This is a genomic window from Kribbella qitaiheensis (assembly GCF_042657745.1).
GTDB lineage: Bacteria > Actinomycetota > Actinomycetes > Propionibacteriales > Kribbellaceae > Kribbella > Kribbella qitaiheensis.
This window is the reverse complement of record NZ_JBHSKE010000022.1, coordinates 116,618-136,312: the sequence shown is the minus strand read 5'-3', so window position 1 is coordinate 136,312 and position 19,695 is coordinate 116,618. Positions and strand designations below refer to the sequence as shown.

The following is a 19,695-nucleotide window of genomic DNA, read 5'->3' as shown; positions in this document are numbered from 1 at the left end:
TCACCCTTCACAGCAGAGCCGGTGCAGCCACTCCGGCTCGTGCCACCAGTACTCCGAATCGTGGGCGTGCGCCTTCTCCCTGGTCAGTGGAACCGGTGCCGTCGCGGCCAGGACCGCAGGAGCGGACGTGGTCTTTCCGGCGAACGGTGCAAGGAGTTCCTCGACGGTGTGGAGTCTGCCGGCGACCATCACCTGCTGTACCGCGGCCGCGTGGCGGATGTCGGCCAGCGGGTTGCCCCGCACGAACGACAGATCCGCCTGCGCCCCTGGCCGCACGACGCCGAGTTGGTCCTCGACGTTCAGCCACTTCGCCGGATTGCGAGTGGCCGTGGTCAGCGCCTCGTACGGGGTGAAGCCGCCGCCCACCATCGCGCGGAGGTTGGCGTGCAGCGAGACGGCGACGTTGTCCAAGGGAGCGTCCGTGCCGGCGATCACCAGCCCACCGCCCCGGTGGATCCGCAGCACCATGTCGACGTTGCCCGCGAGTTGGGTTCGGGTGGTCGCCCCGGCCGGTCCCGCGGCCGTGGCCACCTCGGTCCTGAGGGCGGCGTACTCCCACGACGGGTAGAGCGTCGTGGTCCGCGGGTCGTCGAGCAGGGACGGGTCGTCCACGTGCACCATCGTCGACGTGAACAGTGTCGGCATGACGGACAGCCCGGCCTTCGTGAAGAGCGTGATCACGTCGGCATACGCCCGGCCGAGTCTGCTGACGGTGTGCGAGTAACCGAGGCGGTTGGTGGCACCCGTGTGCTCCATCCCGTCCATGCCGAGATGCTCGGCCGGGTAGAGGTAGTGCGACGACAACTGCAGACCGAGGCGATGCACCGCCGCGATCGCCCGGCGCTGGTACTCGATCGGCAGCCGGACGTAGGTCTTCACCAGGTCGTAGGCGAGCCCTTCGACCCGGTCGATCTCGAGTGCGAGTTGCTCGAGGGACAGCGTCGGCCGCATGAAGTTGTAGTAGACCCGCGACCCGTCGATCGCCTCGCCGGTGGCGAAGTACCGCGGGCCTAGCAGAGACCCGTGCGAGAGCGCTTCCCGCGTCTCCTGCATCTGGTAGACGGGATCGCCGGGAGAGCGCGTACTCGTGATCCCGTAGGACAGCCAGAGGTTGCCCTGGCGCGCACCCCAGGCCCGCCCGCGCAGGTGCCAGTGGTTGTGCGCGTCGATCAGCCCGGGCATCACCGTCAGCCCGGACGCGTCGATGTCCGCCTTGCCGTTGTGCGGTCGGACCGCCGCGATCTTGCCGCCGTCGAGTACGACGTCAACGTCCTCGCGGAGGTCCTTCGCCCGACCGTCCCAGAGTGCTCCGGCATGGATGGTCACATGCTGGTTCACCGACGCCCGTTGCCAGTGCAGGTCGACCTTCACGGTCTTCGGACGTGATCCGTGCAGGTCGGTACGGCGCAACTGCCCGTTGTGCAGGTAGAGCAACGTCCGCTCGTCCTGCCAGACCGGCGAGTCCGTCACCTCGGAGGTGACCGCCCGGGGTTTCCCGGTGAACCGGCCGCGCCGATCCACCGGAACGACGTACAGGAGACTCTCGACGACGAAGGCGAGCCACTTGCCGTCGGGGGAGAACGCGGGCCCGTCGTCCCCCCGGGTGGCGAGCGACCTGAACGGCATCGGCTCGACGTACTCGAAGGCGGTGCTCGCGACGTCGACATACAGGAGTTGGCTGGTGCCTTCGCGGAAGCGCTTGGAGAACGGCTTCACCGCGGCCAGCACGATCGTGCGGCCGTCGGCTGACCAGCTCACCCGGCCCGGCTGGAACAGCGTCGGGGTGAGCTGGCGGACCTGACCCGAGCCCAGGTCGAGCACCCAGGCGATGCCGTCCTGGTCCTGGTACGCGACCTGCCGGCCGTCCGGGGAGTAACGCGGCGCGGTCTGTGCCCCGGGCAACGACGAGAGCTTGGAATCGGCGCCTGTGGCGAGGTCATGCAGCCACAGGTCGGCGGTGCCGTCCCGATCGCTTGCGTAGAGCAACTTCTTGCCGTCCGGCGAGAAGTCCGGGTCCGAGTTGAAGTAGCCGTCGGCAACGAGCTTGCGTGGTTGCCCGCGGCCGCTCGTTGCTGCGAGCCACAGTGCGTTGAGCGCGCGGAACGCGAGCCACCGCCCGTCCGGCGAGACCGTCGGACTCGCGATGCCGAGCACCGGACGGCGCTTCGTCGAGTCGAGATCCCGCGCCTTCGGCCGCGGTCGCCGCGATGTCACGGGTACTACGGCGGTGAACGCGACGACGGTGTGTGCGCCGCCGACGCGATGCTTCAGCACCTTGCCGTCCGCGGCATAGAAGATCTCCTCGGCCGAGGACCAAGAAGGCGGTACCGCGAAGACATCCTTGCCGCTGGTCACGGCGGTGTCGCCGATCACCAGGTCCACGGTCGGACCACCGAGCCGGACGTAGGCGAGTTGTCCGCTGGGGGAGTAGGCCGGCCCGAAGAGCGTGATCCCGGCCTTCGCCGCGACCGTGGTACGTCGCTGGCCGGTGGTCAGGTCAAGCTCGATGATCGCGGTCGTATCGGTGGTGAAGGCGATCTTCCTGCCGTCCGGGGACACCGCCGGCTCCGCCTCCTCTGCCGGGTCGTCGGTGAGCGCGACGATCGCGGCCGTGCCGACGTCCAGCCGGTGGATCCCGTAACTGCCGTTGCCGCCGCGATCCGAGGAGAAGACCAGGGATCGTCCGTCCGGCGTGAAATGCGGTTCGCGGTGGTCGAAGCGCCCGGTGGTCAACTGGTGCAACCCTGTGCCGTCCGGGCGGATCGACCAGAGGTGGAAGTTGCCGTCCCGGTAGGACTGGAACACGATCTGCCGTCCGTCCGGCGACCAGCACGGCCGGGTGGCGTCCTGCAGGTCGTCGGTGAGGCGCTTGGACGAGCCGCCGGTGGCAGGCGTCACCCAGATCGCGGTCACAAGGTCGAAGGCGAGCCACTTGCCGTCGGGGGAGACGGCGACCATGAGGTTGGTGCCCTCGGTCAAGGTGGCCTGCTGGGCGGTCGTAGTACTGGCTTCGGTACTGCGGACGCCGGCGGTCGCTGAGGTGGCGGGCAGGGTTCCGGCGGCGGCCAGGCCGCCGGTGAGTTGGAGGGCGCGGCGTCGGGAAACGCTCCACGCGTTGGGGCGCTCGATGTCGTCGTGGTGGTTCACAGTGGATCCAATCCCTAGGGGCGGTGGGACGGGACAGAATCTGCCAGTAGCGTCGAGGCCTGTTGAGACTGTCGCACAGGCCGGTCGGTGAACGGCTGGTGCGCTGCGACGAACGGCCGCGCTCTATCGTCAGCGCCATGAATTCTGTGTCGCCCCGCCTCCGCGCGGGCATCGCGGGCGTGGCCTGCCTGGTGATCGCGCTCGCCGCCGCACTCGCGGTCGACAGCCGGCTCGACCGGCACTGGGTGCTGCGGGGGATCACCTTGCTGCTCGCGTTGGGTTGTGTCGCGGTGCTGGCCGACCGAAGTGGGCGAAAGGCCCGGCCGATCATCGGGTTCGTCGGCGTGCTGATGTTCGGCCTGGTGTTCCCGGTGACGTCGACGACCTGGGCGACGCCGCCGGAGATCGACTTCGCGCTGGCGGTCGCCGACGACGCGACCGCCGCGGCAAACAAGGACGCCCGGAGCATCGTGTCGGTGGAGGATGTGCGGGTCGCGGCCGAGGCGCGGGGCGGCGCGGTCGGCTCGCTCAAGACCGACCGGACGCCCGAGGTCCGCGGGGCCGACGCCTATCCGCTGATCGTCCGCCCGAAGAAGGACCAGGGCCGCCCGTGGGCCTGCCTCTCCTTCGACAACGGCATCGAGGCCAAGATCCGCTCCTGCTAGCTGCTGTACTCCGCGGCGAGTTCCTCGGCTCGTTCCGCGCCTGGGCCGGAGCTGCTGGGTCCGAGTTTGACCACCAGGTGAGAAATCGATTTCCATTCCACCAATCCAGCCGTCGCGGAACCTAGGCTCTCCCGCATGACTCTTGGGAACCTGTCCGGAATCAGCGCGGTCGTCGACGTCCAGACCCGCTCCATCAGCGCCGAGAACCCGACCGGGGAGCCCGGTCAGGGCGGCCGCCGGACCGAGGGGACCGGCGCCCGTGCGGCGCGTGACCTCGGCCTCGGCTGGAAGGTGTCGCCGTCCATCGAGATCGCCCCCGGCGAGACCGTGACCCTGGCCGACATCGCCGGCCCGGGCTGCATCTCCCACATCTGGCTGACCACCCACACCGACCACTGGCGCCGCCTGGTGCTGCGCGGCCACTGGGACGGGGACGAGGCGCCCGCGATCGAAGCGCCGGTGGGGGACTTCTTCTGCTCCGGCTGGGGCCGGTTCGCACAGGTGAACTCGCTGCCGGTCGCCGTGAACCCCAACGGCGGCTTCAACTGCTACTGGGAGATGCCGTTCCGCTCGCAGGCCCAACTGACGCTGGAGAACACCCACGACGAGGCGGTGATCGTCTACTTCCAGGTCGACTACTGGCTCGGCGAGGTACCCGAGGGATCGGCATACCTGCACACGCAGTGGCGGCGGAGCAACCCACTGACCGCCAAGACCGTGCACACGTTGCTCGACGGCGTGGAAGGACCCGGGCACTACGTCGGGACGTACCTCGCGTGGGGTGTGAACAGCACCGGCTGGTGGGGCGAGGGCGAGGTGAAGTTCTACCTGGACGACGACGAGGAGTTCCCGACGATCTGCGGCACTGGCACCGAGGACTACTTCGGCGGCGCCTGGAACTTCGACCTCGGCCGGGACCGCGGCGGTTACACCGAGTTCAGTACGCCGTACCTCGGTCTGCCGCAGGTGATCCGCCCGGACGGGCTGTACCAGAGCCAGCAGCGGTTCGGGATGTACCGGTTCCACCTGCCCGACCCGATCCGCTTCCGGACCAAGCTGCGGGTGGACGTCCAAGCGCTCGGCTGGCGCTCGGGTGGTCGCTACCTGCCGTTGCAGGACGACATCGCCTCGACCGCGTTCTTCTACTCGACGGCGACGAGCACGACCAGGCCGGAAGCGCCGACCCACGACGTGATGGAGATCTGCTGATTCTCTAAGGGATGGGCAGCGGGTGGTTCAAAGCGGAGGCGGTGAGGATCACCAGCGAGGTGGTCCACGCCAGCGGCGCCTCGCCGGCGGGGGAGAGGTCGCGGTTCACCTTCTCCGGCAGGGCTCCGGTGGGAGTCCGGTGCTCATCCAGCCAAGCAAGCAAGGCTTCTGCGGTACTACGGTCGCCCCGGGCCGCCGCGCTCAACGCGAACAGCGCGGTCTGGGGCGTCCAGGAGACGCCGTCCGTCCGCCACTGCTCGCCTGGGGTGACACCTCCGTTGGGCTGGGTCAGAACCTGATGAGCGCGCTCGATCGCCGCTGTCACCGCGTCACGCCGCGGCGCGAACGGCGGGCCGAGGATGGTCACGATGGCGTCTGCTCCGCCTTCGAGGCCGATCGGCTCGACTCCTGGCTCGACGAAGCTCACGGCCTCGGCCGGAGTCCGCGGGTAGTCGGGGCCGAAGTGCCGATCGGTCGCCGCTGACAACCTGTCCAGCGCGGCCTGCCAGGAGCTGACCTCGTCCGTGTGGCCCAGCTTGGTGGCGATCGCTACGCCGGAACGAAGGCCGGTCAGTAGGGGAGCGATGGTGCCCAAGGTCACCTCGGACTCGGGCCGCTCCCAGTAGTCCGGCGATGCCGCCGGCAGATCGTCCGGTCCGAGCTCGGCGACGATCTGGTCGCCGGACTCCTTCACCATCGGCCAGTACTTCGCCAGCTCGATGCCGTCGGCACAGAACCACGTTGCCCACAGCACCCATCCGGACCCGTCGAGCTGCGGTTCCCGCCCGTCCTGGAGCTCGCCGCCCTCCGGTGCGGAGTACCGGGCGCCCCACCGGCCGGCGGTCGGCCTGATCCGGTCGAGGAATCCCAGCACCCGGCCGGCCTCGGAGTACTGCTTGACCGAGCAACGGGCGGCGGCGACGAACGACGCGTCCCGCGGCCAGACGTACCGCCAGGGTCCGTCCCAGCCGGCCAGGGTCGCGCCGTCCGGCAGAGTCAGCGCGTCCAGGTCGGCCAGTGCGTGCCGGACCAGGTCGTACGGGACGCCGGTGGCCGGCATCTGACGCCCAGGGACGCCCTCGGCGACGAGCTGGGGTTGCGGGTTGCGCTCGAGGTTCGACAGCGTGCCGGCCGCGAGGAACGCGAGCAGGACGGCGATCACGGCAAGCGGGAACCACCGCACCCGCCGCGCGCTGTCGTCCCGCATCTCCGGCCCTCTCCTGCTACTGGACGAGGTGCTGGACCTCGGCCTCGATCTTGCGGCGAGGGGCCAGTTCGACCAGGTACATCGCCGACATCACCAGCGCGCCGCCGATCAGCATCCGCGCGGTCACACTCTCCGATCCGAAGAGTACGGCGAACGCGGAGGCGAAGACGGGTTCCATCGTCATCGCGATCGCGGCCCGGGTCGGGGTCAGGTGCGCCTGGGCCCAGGTCTGCACGATCAGCGCGAGCGCTCCGGCGATCAGCGCCATGTAGATCACCCGGAGCCAGTCGCCGCTACCACTGGGCAGGGTGAAGCCGCCCGGGAGCGCACCGATCGCACAGACGACCGTGATCACCACCATCTGCAGGGCGGACAGGCCGAAGGCGTTCGAGGGCGTCGACCAGGCACCGAGACCGATGATGTGCAACGCGTAGAGGCCTGCGGAGGCGAGGGTGAGCAGCTCGCCCGTGCCCATGCTGAAGCCGTTCAAGGACAGGACGCCCAGGCCGACCGTCGCGAGGGTGACCGCTACCCAGGCCCAGCGCCCGATCTTGTGCCGCAGGATGACCGCGGCCAGGAGCGGGGTGAACACGACGTACATGCCGGTGACGAAGCCGGAGACGCTGGCCGAGGTGTGCCGCAGGCCTTCGGTCTGGACCAGCTGCGCGATGCCGTAGGTGATGCCGAGGGCGATGCCCCGGCCGCGATCCAGCCGGCTGAGCCGGGAGATCGCGGGCGGATGGATGGCGATCAGGGCGATCGACGCGATCGCGAACCGCAGCGCCAGGTAGTCGGCGACGTCCATCCGCGTGAGCAGATCCTTGGTCAGGAAGAACGTCGAACCCCAAGCCGCGGCCACCGCGAGCAGGGCCAGTACGGCGATGCGGGGGTGAGTCACCCGCAAAGCTTCTCAGACACCTGTCTGGCTCAGGTCGTCTGGTGCTCCACCACACAGTCGGGGCCCGGGAAGACCAGCGCTTCATGGCCGTCCTCGAACCGGATCAGGTAGGGCGGGGCGCCGTTCTCGCCGCGGACCTCGAGTACCTGGCCGAGCCGGTCGTGGTCGCCGACCTTCCGGCCCCGGACGTGCAAGCGGTCACCGATCTCGGCATGCATCTCCGATCACCTCCAGGTCGTTCAGCCTAGGCCTGAAGTCTCTTCGCCGGTAGACGCCAGGAGCCCGATGAGGAGGTGGATCAGACGATGGTCACGATGACCGTGCTGCCGGGCTTCGCCTTCTTCCCCGCGCCCGGGTTCTGACCGGCCACCAGGTTCAGCCCGAGGTGGTACGGCGCCTGCTCGACCTTCACCTGGAACCCCGCCTCGGTGAGGATCTTCTGCGCCTCCGCGAGCCCCTTGCTCCGCACGTTCGGTACTTCGCGCTCCGCCGGGCCCTTCGAGACGACCAGCCGCACCTTGTCCTTGGCGAACAACGTGCCGCTGCTCGGGGTCTGGCTGATCACCTGACCCTCGGGGATCTTCTCGTCGGTCTGGTCCGTCCGGGCGACCCCGAACCCGGCCTTCCTCAGCGTCCGGGTGGCTTCCTTGACCTGCTTGCCGACGGTGTTCGGCACGTCGATCGGCTTCTTGCCCAGGCTGACCCAGAGGTTCACCGTCGCGCCGGGCTTCACCACCGTGTCGAACTTCGGCGTGAAGGTGACCACTCGGCCGGCCGGCACGCTCTCGTTGTAGTTCTCGGTGATCTGCCCGGTGACGAGCTTGATCGAGTCGAGCGCGCGCTTGGCCGCCTCCTGGTCGAGCCCCGCGAGCTGCGGCACGCGGTACCGCTCGGGGCCCTTGGAGACGGTGAGCCCGATCTCGCCCTCCTTGCGGACCCTGGCTCCGGGCGCCGGGTCGGTGTCCATCACCTGTCCGCGCGGCACGTCCTCCGAGAAGTCCTGGTTCGACAGGGTCGTGGTCAGCCCGACCTCGGCCGCCTTGGCGTTCGCCTGTGTAGCGGTCAGCCTGAGCAGCTCCGGGGTGGACGTGTAGCGGTGAACGCCGTAGTACCAGGCGGCCGAGCCGACGCCGATCGCGAGCGCCAGCACGGCGATCAGCGCGATCAGCCCGCGGCCCTTCGGGCGTTGCCGCGGCTGCGGTCGCTGGTTCAGTCGCATTGCCGGCTGTGGCTGCCGTGACGGCTGCTGAGGCGGCTCGAACGGTACGACGATCGTGTCGTTGCGCGGTGGATCGAAGTACCCGTTGTCGCGGGAGTACCCGTCGTCGTACCCGCTGTCCTGGCGCATCTGCTGGATCGGCACGGTCAGGTCGCCGGTCAGCTCCGGGTCGTCCGGCAGCCCTTCCTCGAGCGCGCTGCGGACCCTGTGCACCTGGCGGCTGAACACCCGGGCGTCCGCCGGCCGGAGATCCCGGTCCCGCGCGGTCGCCCGCTGCACCAGCGCGTCGACGTACGGCGGGATGCCCGGGCAGAGCTTCGAGGGCGGCGGCACATCGGCATGGACGTGCGCGTACGCGACCTGGATCGGGGTGTCGCCGGTGTGCGGCTTGCTGCCGGTGAGGAGTTCGTAGAGCAGGATGCCGGCCGAGTAGACGTCGGAGCGGGCGTCCGCGCTGCCGTCCGTGACGAGCTCGGGTGCGAGGTAGGACACCGTGCCCATCAGAAGACCCTGGGTGGCGGTGTTGCCGGTCGTGGTGACGGCCCGGGCGAGCCCGAAATCGGCGACCTTCACCGTGCCATCGTTCGAGATCAGCACGTTCTCGGGCTTGATGTCGCGGTGCACGATGCCCGCGTCGTGCGCGGCCGACAGCGCCGACAGCACCGGCGCGAGCAGGGCCAGCGCCCGGGCGGGGGACAGCGGAGCCTGCTGGCGGATGACGTCACGCAGCGTGCGACCGGGCACGTACTCCATCGCGAGGAACAGCGTCCCGTTGTCGTCGCCCTGGTCGAACACGGCGACCACGTTCGGGTGGGACAGCCGTGCGGCGGCCCGGGCCTCGGCCACGAACCGGCGGCCGAACTCGGCGTCGTCACCGAGGCCGAGGTGCATCACCTTGAGCGCGACGAGGCGGTCCAGCCGCATGTCCAGCGCCTCGTAAACGGTCGCCATGCCGCCCTTGGCGACGCGCGCACCCACGCGGTACCGTCCGTCGAGCACTCGCCCGACAAGGCGGTCGCCGACCTGGGTGTCTACGTCATCCGTCACGTGCGGTGAGCCGCCTCTCGAAGCCTGTCTGCTCTGAGAGTGTAAATAAGGGGTCAGGCAGTGGCTTCGTCGCCGCGCCGGGACCACCCTCGGTCACGGCTCATCCACGCTCAGGCGGCCGGGTTCCAGCCCTTCTCGAGCTGCGCCTTCAGCCGCAGCACGTTCTTCACGTAGAGCTTCGTATCCGGGTACATCCCGTTGCGGCGGACCCCGCCGAGCCCCTGGTAGTAGCCGGCCACGGCGATGTCGAGCTTGACCGCGGCGGTCAGCCGGCTGAGCAGCACCACCCCGGCGGTCACGTTGTCCTGCGGTTTCAGCAGATCGAGCCTGCGGCCGACGATGCTGGACGCGAACTGGCCGGTAGAGGGGATCACCTGCATCGCCCCGATCGCGTTCGCGGGAGAGACCACCCGGTGCTTCCAGCCGGACTCCTGCCAGGAGACGGCCAGCGCGAGCTCCGGGTCGACGCCGTACCGCTTCGAGGTGGAGATGATCACTGTCCGCAGCTGCCCGCGGGTCGGCAGCTTCCGCTTCTTCAGCGTGGCCCGGTTCCGGTTCGCCGCGGCGACCACGTGGTCGGCGTACGTGCGGCCCGCGAAGGTGTTGTCCTTCGTCTTCTTCGCGACGGGCTTCGCGACCGGCTTCGGCTTGAGCTTGACCGGCACCTGCAAGGGCTTGCCCGCATAGATGTGATCGGTCGCCTTCAGCCCGTTCGCCGCCAGCAGGCTGGCCTGCGAGCACCTGTACCGCTTGGCGATCTTGCTGATCGTGTCACCCGGCTTGACCACGTAGGTGACCCGGCCGAGCCGCGAGCGCTTCGTCGTCGGCTTCGGCTTCGGCCTGCCTGTCGAGGCCTGGCCCGGAAGCTTCAGCGTCTCACCGGCGTAGATGGCGTTGCCGTTGCCGGGCAGGCTGTTCAGCGCGACCAGTGCCTTGACGGTCGTGCCGTACCGCGCGGCGATGTGGCTGAGCGTGTCGCCTTTCTTCACCTTGTAATGGCTGAAGCCCGGCGAGCCGGCGGTGATCACCCCGGCGGCGAGCAGCGGGACCGCGATCCCGGTCAGTACCTGGACGACGGTGCGTCGCCTGCTGCGGGATCGGCTGCACGGTCGGCTGGGTGGCCGCTGGTTCTGGACGTCGTGCTCGGGTTCGGGTGGTCGGGCGTGCGTGGTACTCATATCCATCTCCCCGTGTGAACGTCCCCTGACGGTAAGTGGTGGTACAGATGTGACAACAGGGGCGCGGGGGTCAGTTGTTACGGCTGTGATCCAATGTTTACAATTCAACGCTGAACTACACGGTTGTGGTTCACAATCTCAGCACGCAGCGCGTTCGGATGCACGCGGAAACCGTTCAGCTGCGAGCCTTCCGGCTCAGTCATTTGCTCCCGGCAACTGGTGCCCCGGGCAACTGAGGCCGGGTCGCGACCGGGTCAGAACGAGGCGCGGCCCTCCAGTGGGGACGAGGCCTGGGCGGTGTGGTGTCGCCGCGGGATCCGGCCGGCCAGGCGAGCGTTCCGGCCGGCGGTGACGGCGTCCCGCATCGCGGCGGCCATCAGCGCGGGGCGCTCGGCCCGGGTGACAGCGGTGGCGAGGAGGACTGCGTCACAGCCGAGCTCCATCGCCAGCGCGGCATCGCTGGCGGTCCCGATCCCGGCGTCGAGCACGATCGGCACCTTGGCGGCTTCGACGATCATGCTGATGTTGTGCGGGTTGCGGATGCCCAGGCCCGAACCGATCGGCGAGCCGAGCGGCATCACCGCGACACAGCCCACCTGCTCCAGCCGGCGGGCGAGGATCGGATCGTCGTTCGTGTAGGCGAGAACCGAGAAACCGTCCGCGGCCAGGATCTCCGCCGCGTCCAGGAGTTCGACCGGGTCGGGCAGCAGGGTGTGGTCGTCGGCAACGACCTCCAGCTTGATCAGGTCGGTCTCCAGGGCTTCACGGGCCAGGCGTGCCGTCAGCACGGCCTCGCCGGCGGTGAAACACCCGGCCGTGTTCGGCAGCACGGCGATGGCGTGCTTGCGCAGTACGTCGAGGACGGAACCCTGCTGGCTCGGGTCGAGCCGCCGGAGCGCCACGGTGGTGAGCTGCGTCCCGGACGCGACCAGCGCTTCCTCCAGTACTTCGAGGCTCGGCGCGCCGCCGGTTCCCATCACCAGCCGGGAGGTCAGCTCGCGTCCCGCGATCACCAGGGTGTCGTCACTCATCGGGTCTCCTCAACCGCCCTGGACCGCGGTGAGGATCTCCACCCGGTCGCCTTCGCCCAGTGTGGTCCCGGTCCAGTCGGCCCGGGTCACCACCGCCTCGTTCACAGCGACAGCCACTCCGATCGGGCTGCGGGCCCAGCGGTCGACCACCTCGGCAACAGAGGTACCTGCCGCGATCTGCTCGGTCCTGCCGTTCACGAGCACCTTCACACCGCTGTCCATGGCCTCACTCACCTGGCTACCTTAGGCATCTCGCCGTCGGTGTCCGCACGCCGGGCATCCGCATGCTGGGCAGGGCCGAATCTGGCGGCCAGGAACGGCTGTGCCAACTCTGGAAGTACCCCAGTACGAATAGTTTCGGCTATCAACTGGGCCGTGATCGGAGTCAGCAGTACTCCGTTGCGGTAATGCCCGGTGGCCCACAGAAGCCCGTCGAGCCCGGAGGCGCCCAGGATCGGCGCGTTGTCCGGTGTGGCCGGGCGAAGGCCCGCCACCGTCTCCACGAGTTCCAGCTCGTCCGTGATGGGCAGGACCGTCCGGGCGTCACGCAGCAGGGCGAACACCCCGCCGGCCAGGACGCGGGTGTCGTAGCCGAGCTCGGAGGTGGTCGCGCCGACCACCAGCTCGCCACCTGGCCGGGGGACCAGGTAGACGGAGAACCCTCGGGCGGTCGCCCGTACTGTGTGGTGCAGGGCAGGGCGGTAGGCCTCAGGGACCCGCAGGCGCAGGATTTCGCCCTTGAGCGGCCGGACCGGCACTCGGAGTTCCTGCGGGATCCCTTCCAGCTGCGAGGACCACGGACCAGCCGCTGCAACGATCCGGTCCGCCATCAGCGACTGGCCGTCTTCCAGTTGCACGCCGACGGCCGCAGTACCGGAGGTGAGGACGCGGGCGACTCGCTGGCGGATGAAGGTGACGCCGACCAGCTCGGCTGCGCGCAAGAGGGTGGCGACGGCCTGGCGGTTGTCCACCGAGTGGTCGCCGGGCACCCAGACGCCACCGGAGACCCCTGCGGCCAGCAGTGGTTCCCGTTTGCGTGCCTCGCGGCCGGAGAGCTCCTCGACGTCGAGTCCGAGCCGGCGCTGGTAGTCCGCGAGCCGGTGGAGTGCCGCCGCGTCGTCGACGTCGTACGCGACTGAGAGGGTGCCGGTGCGGTTGAGCCCGGCGGACTGGCCGGTGAGGGCTTCGAGCTCCTCCGCGAAGGAGGGCCAGGCCGCGACGCCGGCCAGATTCAGGGCCAGCAGGGCGTCCTCGCCGTACTCGACCTCGGTGACCGGCGCGAGCATGCCGGCCGCGACCGAGGAGGTCTGACTGCCGGGTGTCGGGTCGCATACCGTCACCTGGATACCGTCTGCCGCGAGTCGCCAGGCGGTGGCCAGACCGATCAGTCCGGCGCCGATGATCACGACATCGGAGGATTTCTCAGCCATGCGCCAACAGTACGGCCGGTCTTCCATGGCAGGCTGGGCGGTGTGACTGAGCACACCGCCGACGCAGGATTGCGTGACCGACTGGCCGATGCCCGGCTCTACCTGTGCACCGACGCACGGGAGAAGCAGGGCGACCTCGAGCAGTTCCTCGATGCCGCTCTGAGCGGTGGCGTCGACATCGTGCAACTCCGTCAGAAGGACCTGGAGGCAGCGGACGAACTCGCCGCGCTGGAGGTGTTCGCGGACGCCTGCAAGCGGCACGGCAAGCTCCTGGCCGTCAACGACCGTGCCGACATCGCCTTCACCGCCGGAGCAGACGTGCTGCACCTCGGCCAGCGAGACCTCCCGGTCCAGGCCGCGCGTGCGATCACCGGGCTCGAGCCGGTGATCGGCCGCTCGACCCACACCTTCAGCCAGGTGAACGCAGCCATCGCCGAACAGGGCTCGGACTACTTCTGCGTCGGCCCGACCTGGGAGACGCCGACCAAGCCCGGCCGGAGCGCCGCCGGCCTTGAACTCGTCTCGTACGCCGCCAGCCGGCCGCCGGTGAAGCCCTGGTTCGCCATCGGCGGGATCGACCTCGGCAGGCTCGACCAGGTGATCGAGGCCGGCGCGGAGCGCGTGGTCGTCGTACGGGCCATCACCGAGGCGGACGACCCGGCCGTGGCGGCCGGCGAGTTCAGCAGGCGCCTGCGAGGTGCCGGGTGATGAACAACCCGAAGGTGGCGCGGATCATCGCCGCCGTGGTGATCGCGATGCTGGTGATCACCCTCGCCGCCGCGCTGTTCGGCTGCAGTGCGAGTAAGCCGGCCACCAGCGCGCCAAGCACCGACCCGGACAGCGGCCTCGCCGTCGTGGCCGTGGCCGGTCTTCCCCAGGAAGCGCAGCAGGGCGATGAGCGTTATTACACCGACGATCACTACAAGTCGTTCCGCCGGATCGCGGCGGACGGGGGAACGCCCAATGACTGACCTGCGCGCCCTGCTGGACGCCGGGCTGCCGCCGGGTGTGTACCGCAGGCGCTGCGATCTGCCCTCCGACGAGGTACGGCGCGTCGTGGTGAAGGAAGGCTGGAACTTCGTCCTCCTCGACACCACCCAGGTGCACGACAAGGCCGGGTTCCTGGACGTCTGCGCCACCGCGTTCGATCTGCCGCGCTGGTTCGGCCGGAACTGGGACGCCCTGGCCGACTCGCTGAGCGACAGGTCCACCGGCGAGCCCGAGGTGGTGCTGTGGGACGGCTGGCGCGAACTGCTCGACCACGACCACGAGACGGTCGACGTAGTCCTCCAGATCTTCGCCGAGGACGCCAACGAGTCAGGCCAGCTCCGAGTCTTCCTCCGCGAAGCTGACGACGTCCCGGACCTCCTCAGCGCAGTACAGATCGTCTAGGTCCGGTGGGTTCCTCGATGAGCCAGCCGGCGTTCTCAGTGGCGGGAGTGAGTCAGGCGCTCGGCGTACCGGTGGCAGGCGTGGACGTGGTCGAGACTTTTGCGGCGTCGTCCGCCGAGGTGGCGCGACTCCGCGTCGAGTTGGCCAATGGTCGCGCTCTCACCGTGATCGGCAAGCACGCGACGGGCGCCGGGGCGGTCGGGGCCCGCCGCGAGGTCCGGTTCTTCGAGCAGCTCGCGCCGCAGTGGGACCACCCGGCGCCGCACTTGCTGGGTGTCACCGACACCGGCGAGGATCGCATCCTGTTGCTGACCGAGGACCTGGACGCGGCCGGCTATCGCCTCGTCGGAGGTGGCGTCTCGGAGGATCAGATGCGGGGCACGATCGAGACCTTGGTCGGCTTGCACGCGCGATTCTGGGACGACGTCCCGTTCGAGCTGCTCGACGCTGCCCACCCGGAGCCGTCGGCGACCCGGTCTGTCCAGGCCTGGCCGCCGGAAGTGATCACGATGCATGCCGCGGCCGTGCGGTCGGAGGCGGCGAGCTTCTTTGCCGAGGCCATTGAGCTCACGGCCGCGGAACGCACGCTGCTCGAGGAGATTCTCGACGCCTGGGAGCCCCAGTTCCTCGCGCGCGTCGCCGGCGGCCGGGCGATCACCCTGATCCACGGCGACTTTCACTTTCTCGGCAACGTGTTCTTCGCGCCCGACGATGCGCGGCCGAAGGTGATCGACTGGTCGGAGCTGAAGCCCGGGCTCGGGCCGCACGATCTCGCCTTCTGCCTGACCGTGGTGCCCTGTGACGATCGGCTCGCGCGGGACCGGGTGCTGCTGCGGCACTACTGGGACGGCTTGTGCGGCGCCGGTGTCCAGAACTACAGCTGGGAGCTCTGCGAGTGGGACTTCCGGTTCTCGGTGATCAGCAATCTGTTCCAGTCGGTCTTCCAGCACAGCATCGGGTGGTACCGGAAGTCCGTGGCCGCGATCGAGGCACTCGACTGCCGCACGGTGCTCGCCGAGCCACCGCCAGTGCGCTGACGGCCGGACGTCCTCAGCGCAGTACCGGTGGTCTCGGCGTTGAGGCGAGGGTCGGGCGGCCGAAGCGAGCCGGTACGCCGTCGCTGAAGGCCAGGTGGTCGGGCGGGCGCTTGCTGAGCTCGCCTAGTCCGACAGAGGCGAGCAGGCCGTTGTCCTCGAATCGCTCCTGCGCAGCCTCACGCAGTACCCAGGCGGGGTGTTCGTTCGGCAGGTACCAGGTGCGGCCTGCGCGGGCCACGTGCAGGCCCCAGCGAGCGGTCAGGAAGTGCTCGAGCGGCCCTGGCTCCAACCTGCGGCCTATTCGCGTCACGACCGTGCTGCTCGCGGTCGTTCCGGGCCAGCGCAGGGTCGAGGTGTAGGTGTGCAGGTCGCCCCGCTGCTCGTGGCGCATCCGGGCCCAGCGGTAGGGAAGTCCGAAGGTACTTCGGGCTGCCGCCACCACTGCCGCTCGATCGGCGTCCAGGCTGAGGAACACCACACCTCGGCGACCGGTCGTGTCGACTGAGTAGAGCCGGATGTTGGACTCCAGGAACGTGCCGAGCCAGGGGACCGGCGGTCCTTGCAGGAGTCCGCTGTCGACCATCCTGAACGGCACCAGCCCGACGTAGGTCAATCCCTCGAAAGTGTCCGGCCTGGTGCCGGGCGGGAAGAACCTGGCGATCTCGTCCGGATCGACGGCCCAGTGCAGGAAGGAAAGATCTCGCCAGTCCTGCCTGATGACGTGGGGCCGGGCCAGCTCAGGCGCCCGCGCCGTCACTTCCTCCGCCATACCGAGAATCTAGCCGCTCGTCGAAGGCCGCCAGGTCAGGCACGAACCAGAGGCTGCGGCCCTCGTTCGTCTCCCGGACCCAGTCGCGGAACGCCTCGCTGGCGTGCTCGTGCACCGACACGTCCCCGACGATCGCCAGCTTCATCCGGTAGTTGACGAACTTCTGCGCGATGGCGCCCGCCACCCCGGTCTGGAGCCGGAAGAAGTCGGCTGGCAACAGGTCGACCGGCAGCAGGACCCATTCCGCCTGGTGCTCGTAGTGCGCCTCGGCGATCAGGTCGACGGCGTCCCGGTCGTCGTGCATGACTTTGCCGGCGGTGAAGGCGATAGGCAGCGTGGTCATGGGCTGTAAACTACCTCAAACGTCCCTATCGAGTCATTTATAGGGAATTCTAAGGAAGGCGAGCGGAATCTAGTGGCGCAGGAGTTGTACTCGGTCGAGCAAGTGGCGGACCGGCTCGGGCTGCACGTGCGGACGATCCGGAACTACGTCCGCGATGGTCGCCTGAAGGCCGTCCGGATCGGCAAGCAGTACCGGATCTCCCGTGAGGATCTGGAGGCCTTCACCGGTACCAGTACCGCGGCGTCCGACGCCGAGTCCGGCCCACGCCACGTCGAGGTGTCGAGCATCGTCCAGGTGGACGCGATCGACCGGGCCGGCGTGGATCGGATCACCACCCACGTGATGGCGTCCCTCAACCAGGGTGGCATCGGCCACCTGCGCGTCGAGGCGGCGTACGACGAGGACCGCGCCACGCTCAAGCTGATCGTGCTGGGCGAGCCGGAGGCTTCCGCCGATCTCCTCCGGCTGATCGCCCTGCTGGCGAAGGCCTCCTAGCAAAAGGCTCTTAGACGTGCCGGGCGGTGGCGGCGATGGCGAGGTCGGCCAGTGCCTTGCGCGAGGCCTCGTCGTCGATCGGTGACCGCTCGAGCGCGTCCAGGGCGTCCTCGGTGCGCTCGGTGATCAGGTTCTCGCAGGCCTGGACCGCGCGGCTGTCCTGCAGGATCTCGCGCAGCAACTGGATCTCGTCGTCATCGAGGTCCGCGCGGCCGAAGAGCCGGTCGAACTCGGTCAATTGGACCTCTGAAGCGTGCTCGACGGCGTAGGCGGTGAGCACGGTGCGCTTGCCTTCGCGCAGGTCGTCGCCGGCCGGCTTGCCTGTCACGGTGGGGTCGCCGAAGACGCCGAGCAGGTCGTCGCGCAACTGGAACGCCTCACCCAGCGGGAGCCCGTACGCCGACAGCGAGTCGACCAGGTGCTGCCCGCCACCACCGAGCGCGGCACCGATGTGCAGCGGGCGCTCGACCGTGTAGGTGGCCGACTTGTACCGGAGCACTCGCAGGGCCCGGTCCATGTCCGCCTCGCCGGAGGCCTGCGCGACCAGGTCGAGGTACTGCCCGGCCGTCACCTCGACCCGCACCGCGTCGAAGAACTTGGAGGCACTCGCCAGCGCGGCCGCGTCGAACCCGGAGGTGTGCATCATCTCGTCGGCCCAGATCAGGCAGAGGTCACCCAGCAGGATGGCCGCGCCGATCCCGAAGCCGACGGGATCCCCGCCCTTTCCGGAGGCCTCGGACCGGGCCTGCTGCAGCCCTTCGAACCGCCGGTGCGCGGCTGGCGCCCCGCGGCGTACGTCCGAGGAGTCCATCACGTCGTCATGCACCAGGGCGCTGACGTGCAGCATCTCCAGGCTGGCGGCGGCCTTCAGGATCGGCAGCTCGGGATCGCCGCCGGCGGCCCGGAAGCCCCAGTAGCAGAAGGACGGCCGCAGCCGCTTGCCGCCACTGGTCGCGTCGCGCGCGGCCTGGACCTGCTCGGTCAGCTCAGGCCCGATGGCGGCGAGCCGTTCCTGCTGGATGTCCAGGAAGCTGGTCAGGGCGCGCTGGATCTCGGTCGGGATGTCCGCGTCGGCATACACGTCTCGGAGGGTAGTCGGTCACGGCGCGGAGGCCCACGTCCCGGTAGTCTTGCCGAATGGCAACCGGTCTCCCGTCCACGCGTCCCGGCAACACGCCGACGATCCGTGAGCTGCTCTCGACCGGGCAGCCTTCGTTCTCCTTCGAGTTCTTCCCACCGAAGACGCCCGAGGCCGAGGAGGTGCTGTGGCGGTCGATCCGCGAGATCGAGCAGCTCCGGCCGACCTTCGTCTCGATCACGTACGGCGCCGGCGGGACCACGCGCGACGGCACCATCCGGGTCACCGAGCGGGTCGCGCAGGACACCTCGCTCACCCCGCTCGGGCATCTCACCTGTGTCTCGCACTCGCGCGACGAGCTGAGGTCCGTGATCGGCGCGTACGCCGGGTCGGGCGTCCGCAACATCCTGGCGCTGCGCGGTGACCCCAAGGGCGGACCTTCGCAGCCCTGGGTCGCGCACACCGAAGGCCTGAACCACGCGGTGGAACTGGTCGAGCTGGTCCGATCGCTCGGCGACTTCTGTGTCGGCGTGGCGGCGTTCCCCGACAAGCATCCCGAGGCGTCCGACCTCGAGGCCGACGCTCAGGTGCTCGCGGCCAAGGCAGCGGCCGGCGCGGACTACGCGATCACCCAGATGTTCTTCGGCGCGGACGACTACTTCCGGCTGATCGACCGGGCTGCTGCGCTCGGCTGCGACATCCCGGTCCTGCCGGGCGTCATGCCGGTCACGAACATCAAGCAGATTGAGCGGATGGCCGAGCTGACCGGCATGGCGCTGCCCAAGCCGGTGACCGACCGGCTGAACGCGGTTGCCGAGGACCCCGCGGCGGTCCGTGCCGTCGGCATCGAGATCGCCACCGAGCTGTCCGACAAGCTGCTCGCCGGCGGCGCACCCGGCATCCACTTCATAACCCTGAACCGGTCGACGGCGACGCGTCAGGTCTTCCGCAACCTCCAGTCCGCGGTCGTCTGACCTTCGCCGCACCATCGGGGCGTTCGACGCTCTATCCTGAGCCGATGGCTGACCCGTCGGACCTGCTGATCGACCGCACCCTGGTGCTGCTCCGGCATGCGAAGGCGGTGCCGCCCGAGACGATGCCCGACCTGGACCGGCCGCTCTCGGACCGCGGCCGGGCCGATGCCGCCGCGGCCGGCCGCTATCTGGTTGCTCAGGGCATCGAGCCGGACCTGGTGCTGTGCTCGCCGTCGACCCGCACCCGGGAGACCTGGGAGTACGCCGCCGGAGCCGGCGTGATCGCGACGGACGTCTGGTACGACCGTCGCATCTACAGCGCGGACAGCGAAGAACTCCTCGACGTCCTGCACGACGTGCCGGCCGATGTCCGCACCGTGATCCTGGTCGGCCATGGGCCGGGCGTCCCCTGGCTGGCCGACGAGCTCACGCTGGACGGCACGAGTCCCCAGCGGGTCGAGCTCACCCAGAAGTACCCGACCAGCGGCCTGGCCGTGCTGCACCACACCACTCGCTGGTCGGACCTGGCCGCCGACGACGCCGACCTCGTGGACTACGTCATCCCGCGTGGCTAGT

At 69.3% G+C, this 19,695-nt stretch carries 21 protein-coding genes; 9 read left to right on the top strand and 12 right to left on the bottom strand.

Annotation, left to right across the window (positions count from 1 at the left end; genetic code table 11):
- Positions 1-3,147 carry an amidohydrolase family protein gene (locus tag ACFPJ1_RS18955; RefSeq protein WP_380105535.1) on the bottom strand — a complete coding sequence of 1,049 codons (3,147 nt, stop codon included), beginning with the start codon at positions 3,145-3,147 and terminating at the stop codon, positions 1-3.
- A 137-nt stretch (positions 3,148-3,284) separates the two neighbouring features.
- Here ACFPJ1_RS18955 and ACFPJ1_RS18950 point away from each other — a divergent pair, with 137 nt between their 5' ends.
- Both ACFPJ1_RS18950 and ACFPJ1_RS18945 read left to right on the top strand, forming a co-directional pair.
- On the top strand, positions 3,285-3,812 hold the full coding sequence (locus ACFPJ1_RS18950; protein WP_380105533.1) for a hypothetical protein: 528 nt from the start codon (positions 3,285-3,287) through the stop codon (positions 3,810-3,812).
- 135 nt (positions 3,813-3,947) lie between these two features.
- Positions 3,948-5,021 carry a glycoside hydrolase family 172 protein gene (locus tag ACFPJ1_RS18945; RefSeq protein WP_380105531.1) on the top strand — a complete coding sequence of 358 codons (1,074 nt, stop codon included), beginning with the start codon at positions 3,948-3,950 and terminating at the stop codon, positions 5,019-5,021.
- 4 nt (positions 5,022-5,025) lie between these two features.
- On the opposite strand, the gene ACFPJ1_RS18940 is transcribed toward ACFPJ1_RS18945, so the two are convergent.
- The 8 genes from ACFPJ1_RS18940 to thiO all read right to left on the bottom strand — a co-directional run bounded on the left by ACFPJ1_RS18940 (position 5,026) and on the right by thiO (position 13,031).
- Entirely contained in the window at positions 5,026-6,228 is a 1,203-nt protein-coding gene (locus ACFPJ1_RS18940) for a glycoside hydrolase family 15 protein (RefSeq protein ID WP_380105528.1), read from the bottom strand.
- 16 nt (positions 6,229-6,244) lie between these two features.
- Complete coding sequence (locus ACFPJ1_RS18935; RefSeq protein WP_380105527.1) at positions 6,245-7,126, bottom strand: DMT family transporter; 882 nt, start codon at positions 7,124-7,126, stop codon at positions 6,245-6,247.
- A 29-nt stretch (positions 7,127-7,155) separates the two neighbouring features.
- Positions 7,156-7,344, bottom strand: coding sequence for a DUF1918 domain-containing protein (locus tag ACFPJ1_RS18930; protein WP_380105525.1), 189 nt, complete (start codon positions 7,342-7,344; stop codon positions 7,156-7,158).
- Positions 7,345-7,424: 80 nt separating this feature from the next.
- A complete protein-coding gene (pknB, locus tag ACFPJ1_RS18925; RefSeq protein WP_380105523.1) occupies positions 7,425-9,392 on the bottom strand; it encodes a Stk1 family PASTA domain-containing Ser/Thr kinase in 1,968 nt (655 codons plus the stop codon).
- A 110-nt stretch (positions 9,393-9,502) separates the two neighbouring features.
- Entirely contained in the window at positions 9,503-10,570 is a 1,068-nt protein-coding gene (locus ACFPJ1_RS18920; RefSeq protein ID WP_380105520.1) for a lytic transglycosylase, read from the bottom strand.
- Between the two features lie 254 nt (positions 10,571-10,824).
- Entirely contained in the window at positions 10,825-11,601 is a 777-nt protein-coding gene (locus tag ACFPJ1_RS18915; protein ID WP_380105519.1) for a thiazole synthase, read from the bottom strand.
- A gap of 9 nt (positions 11,602-11,610) precedes the next feature.
- Positions 11,611-11,835, bottom strand: a complete 225-nt coding sequence (thiS, locus tag ACFPJ1_RS18910) for a sulfur carrier protein ThiS (protein WP_380105516.1) — start codon at positions 11,833-11,835, stop codon at positions 11,611-11,613.
- Positions 11,832-13,031, bottom strand: a complete 1,200-nt coding sequence (thiO, locus tag ACFPJ1_RS18905) for a glycine oxidase ThiO (RefSeq protein ID WP_380105514.1) — start codon at positions 13,029-13,031, stop codon at positions 11,832-11,834. The genes thiS and thiO overlap by 4 nt, the downstream gene beginning before the upstream one ends.
- Before the next feature lie 42 nt (positions 13,032-13,073).
- Between thiO and thiE the strand changes: the two genes are divergently transcribed.
- The 4 genes from thiE to ACFPJ1_RS18885 are packed head-to-tail and all read left to right on the top strand — an operon-like array spanning position 13,074 to position 15,460.
- Positions 13,074-13,739 (top strand): thiamine phosphate synthase, encoded by a 666-nt coding sequence (gene thiE / locus ACFPJ1_RS18900; protein ID WP_380105513.1) that lies wholly within the window; start codon positions 13,074-13,076, stop codon positions 13,737-13,739.
- Positions 13,739-14,002, top strand: a complete 264-nt coding sequence (locus ACFPJ1_RS18895; protein WP_380105510.1) for a hypothetical protein — start codon at positions 13,739-13,741, stop codon at positions 14,000-14,002. The genes thiE and ACFPJ1_RS18895 overlap by 1 nt, the downstream gene beginning before the upstream one ends.
- Entirely contained in the window at positions 13,995-14,423 is a 429-nt protein-coding gene (locus tag ACFPJ1_RS18890) for a barstar family protein (protein WP_380105508.1), read from the top strand. The genes ACFPJ1_RS18895 and ACFPJ1_RS18890 overlap by 8 nt, the downstream gene beginning before the upstream one ends.
- A 17-nt stretch (positions 14,424-14,440) precedes the next feature.
- Positions 14,441-15,460 (top strand): phosphotransferase family protein, encoded by a 1,020-nt coding sequence (locus tag ACFPJ1_RS18885; protein ID WP_380105506.1) that lies wholly within the window; start codon positions 14,441-14,443, stop codon positions 15,458-15,460.
- A 13-nt stretch (positions 15,461-15,473) separates the two neighbouring features.
- On the opposite strand, the gene ACFPJ1_RS18880 is transcribed toward ACFPJ1_RS18885, so the two are convergent.
- Together ACFPJ1_RS18880 and ACFPJ1_RS18875 are read right to left on the bottom strand one after the other, a co-directional pair.
- Positions 15,474-16,229 carry a YqjF family protein gene (locus ACFPJ1_RS18880; protein WP_380105504.1) on the bottom strand — a complete coding sequence of 252 codons (756 nt, stop codon included), beginning with the start codon at positions 16,227-16,229 and terminating at the stop codon, positions 15,474-15,476.
- Positions 16,198-16,572 carry a DUF4180 domain-containing protein gene (locus tag ACFPJ1_RS18875; RefSeq protein ID WP_380105502.1) on the bottom strand — a complete coding sequence of 125 codons (375 nt, stop codon included), beginning with the start codon at positions 16,570-16,572 and terminating at the stop codon, positions 16,198-16,200. The genes ACFPJ1_RS18880 and ACFPJ1_RS18875 overlap by 32 nt, the downstream gene beginning before the upstream one ends.
- Positions 16,573-16,644: 72 nt before the next feature.
- Between ACFPJ1_RS18875 and ACFPJ1_RS18870 the strand changes: the two genes are divergently transcribed.
- Positions 16,645-17,067 (top strand): helix-turn-helix domain-containing protein, encoded by a 423-nt coding sequence (locus ACFPJ1_RS18870; RefSeq protein ID WP_380105500.1) that lies wholly within the window; start codon positions 16,645-16,647, stop codon positions 17,065-17,067.
- Positions 17,068-17,077: 10 nt separating this feature from the next.
- On the opposite strand, the gene ACFPJ1_RS18865 is transcribed toward ACFPJ1_RS18870, so the two are convergent.
- Complete coding sequence (locus ACFPJ1_RS18865; RefSeq protein WP_380105497.1) at positions 17,078-18,148, bottom strand: polyprenyl synthetase family protein; 1,071 nt, start codon at positions 18,146-18,148, stop codon at positions 17,078-17,080.
- Between the two features lie 56 nt (positions 18,149-18,204).
- Between ACFPJ1_RS18865 and metF the strand changes: the two genes are divergently transcribed.
- Together metF and ACFPJ1_RS18855 are read left to right on the top strand one after the other, a co-directional pair.
- Entirely contained in the window at positions 18,205-19,119 is a 915-nt protein-coding gene (gene metF / locus ACFPJ1_RS18860) for a methylenetetrahydrofolate reductase [NAD(P)H] (RefSeq protein ID WP_380105495.1), read from the top strand.
- A 44-nt stretch (positions 19,120-19,163) separates the two neighbouring features.
- Positions 19,164-19,694 carry a SixA phosphatase family protein gene (locus ACFPJ1_RS18855; protein ID WP_380105493.1) on the top strand — a complete coding sequence of 177 codons (531 nt, stop codon included), beginning with the start codon at positions 19,164-19,166 and terminating at the stop codon, positions 19,692-19,694.
- The last annotated feature ends 1 nt before the right edge of the window (position 19,695 follow it).

Bases quoted from the DNA above. Each gene is read 5' to 3' on its own strand.
- ACFPJ1_RS18950 (WP_380105533.1), top strand. From the start codon at position 3,285: ATGAATTCTGTGTCGCCCCGCCTCCGCGCGGGCATCGCGGGCGTGGCC.
- ACFPJ1_RS18945 (WP_380105531.1), top strand. From the start codon at position 3,948: ATGACTCTTGGGAACCTGTCCGGAATCAGCGCGGTCGTCGACGTCCAG.
- ACFPJ1_RS18940 (WP_380105528.1), bottom strand. From the start codon at position 6,228: ATGCGGGACGACAGCGCGCGGCGGGTGCGGTGGTTCCCGCTTGCCGTG.
- ACFPJ1_RS18930 (WP_380105525.1), bottom strand. From the start codon at position 7,344: ATGCATGCCGAGATCGGTGACCGCTTGCACGTCCGGGGCCGGAAGGTC.
- ACFPJ1_RS18920 (WP_380105520.1), bottom strand. From the start codon at position 10,570: ATGAGTACCACGCACGCCCGACCACCCGAACCCGAGCACGACGTCCAG.
- ACFPJ1_RS18915 (WP_380105519.1), bottom strand. From the start codon at position 11,601: ATGAGTGACGACACCCTGGTGATCGCGGGACGCGAGCTGACCTCCCGG.
- thiO (WP_380105514.1), bottom strand. From the start codon at position 13,031: ATGGCTGAGAAATCCTCCGATGTCGTGATCATCGGCGCCGGACTGATC.
- ACFPJ1_RS18895 (WP_380105510.1), top strand. From the start codon at position 13,739: ATGAACAACCCGAAGGTGGCGCGGATCATCGCCGCCGTGGTGATCGCG.
- ACFPJ1_RS18890 (WP_380105508.1), top strand. From the start codon at position 13,995: ATGACTGACCTGCGCGCCCTGCTGGACGCCGGGCTGCCGCCGGGTGTG.
- ACFPJ1_RS18885 (WP_380105506.1), top strand. From the start codon at position 14,441: ATGAGCCAGCCGGCGTTCTCAGTGGCGGGAGTGAGTCAGGCGCTCGGC.
- ACFPJ1_RS18880 (WP_380105504.1), bottom strand. From the start codon at position 16,229: ATGGCGGAGGAAGTGACGGCGCGGGCGCCTGAGCTGGCCCGGCCCCAC.
- ACFPJ1_RS18875 (WP_380105502.1), bottom strand. From the start codon at position 16,572: ATGACCACGCTGCCTATCGCCTTCACCGCCGGCAAAGTCATGCACGAC.
- metF (WP_380105495.1), top strand. From the start codon at position 18,205: ATGGCAACCGGTCTCCCGTCCACGCGTCCCGGCAACACGCCGACGATC.
- ACFPJ1_RS18855 (WP_380105493.1), top strand. From the start codon at position 19,164: ATGGCTGACCCGTCGGACCTGCTGATCGACCGCACCCTGGTGCTGCTC.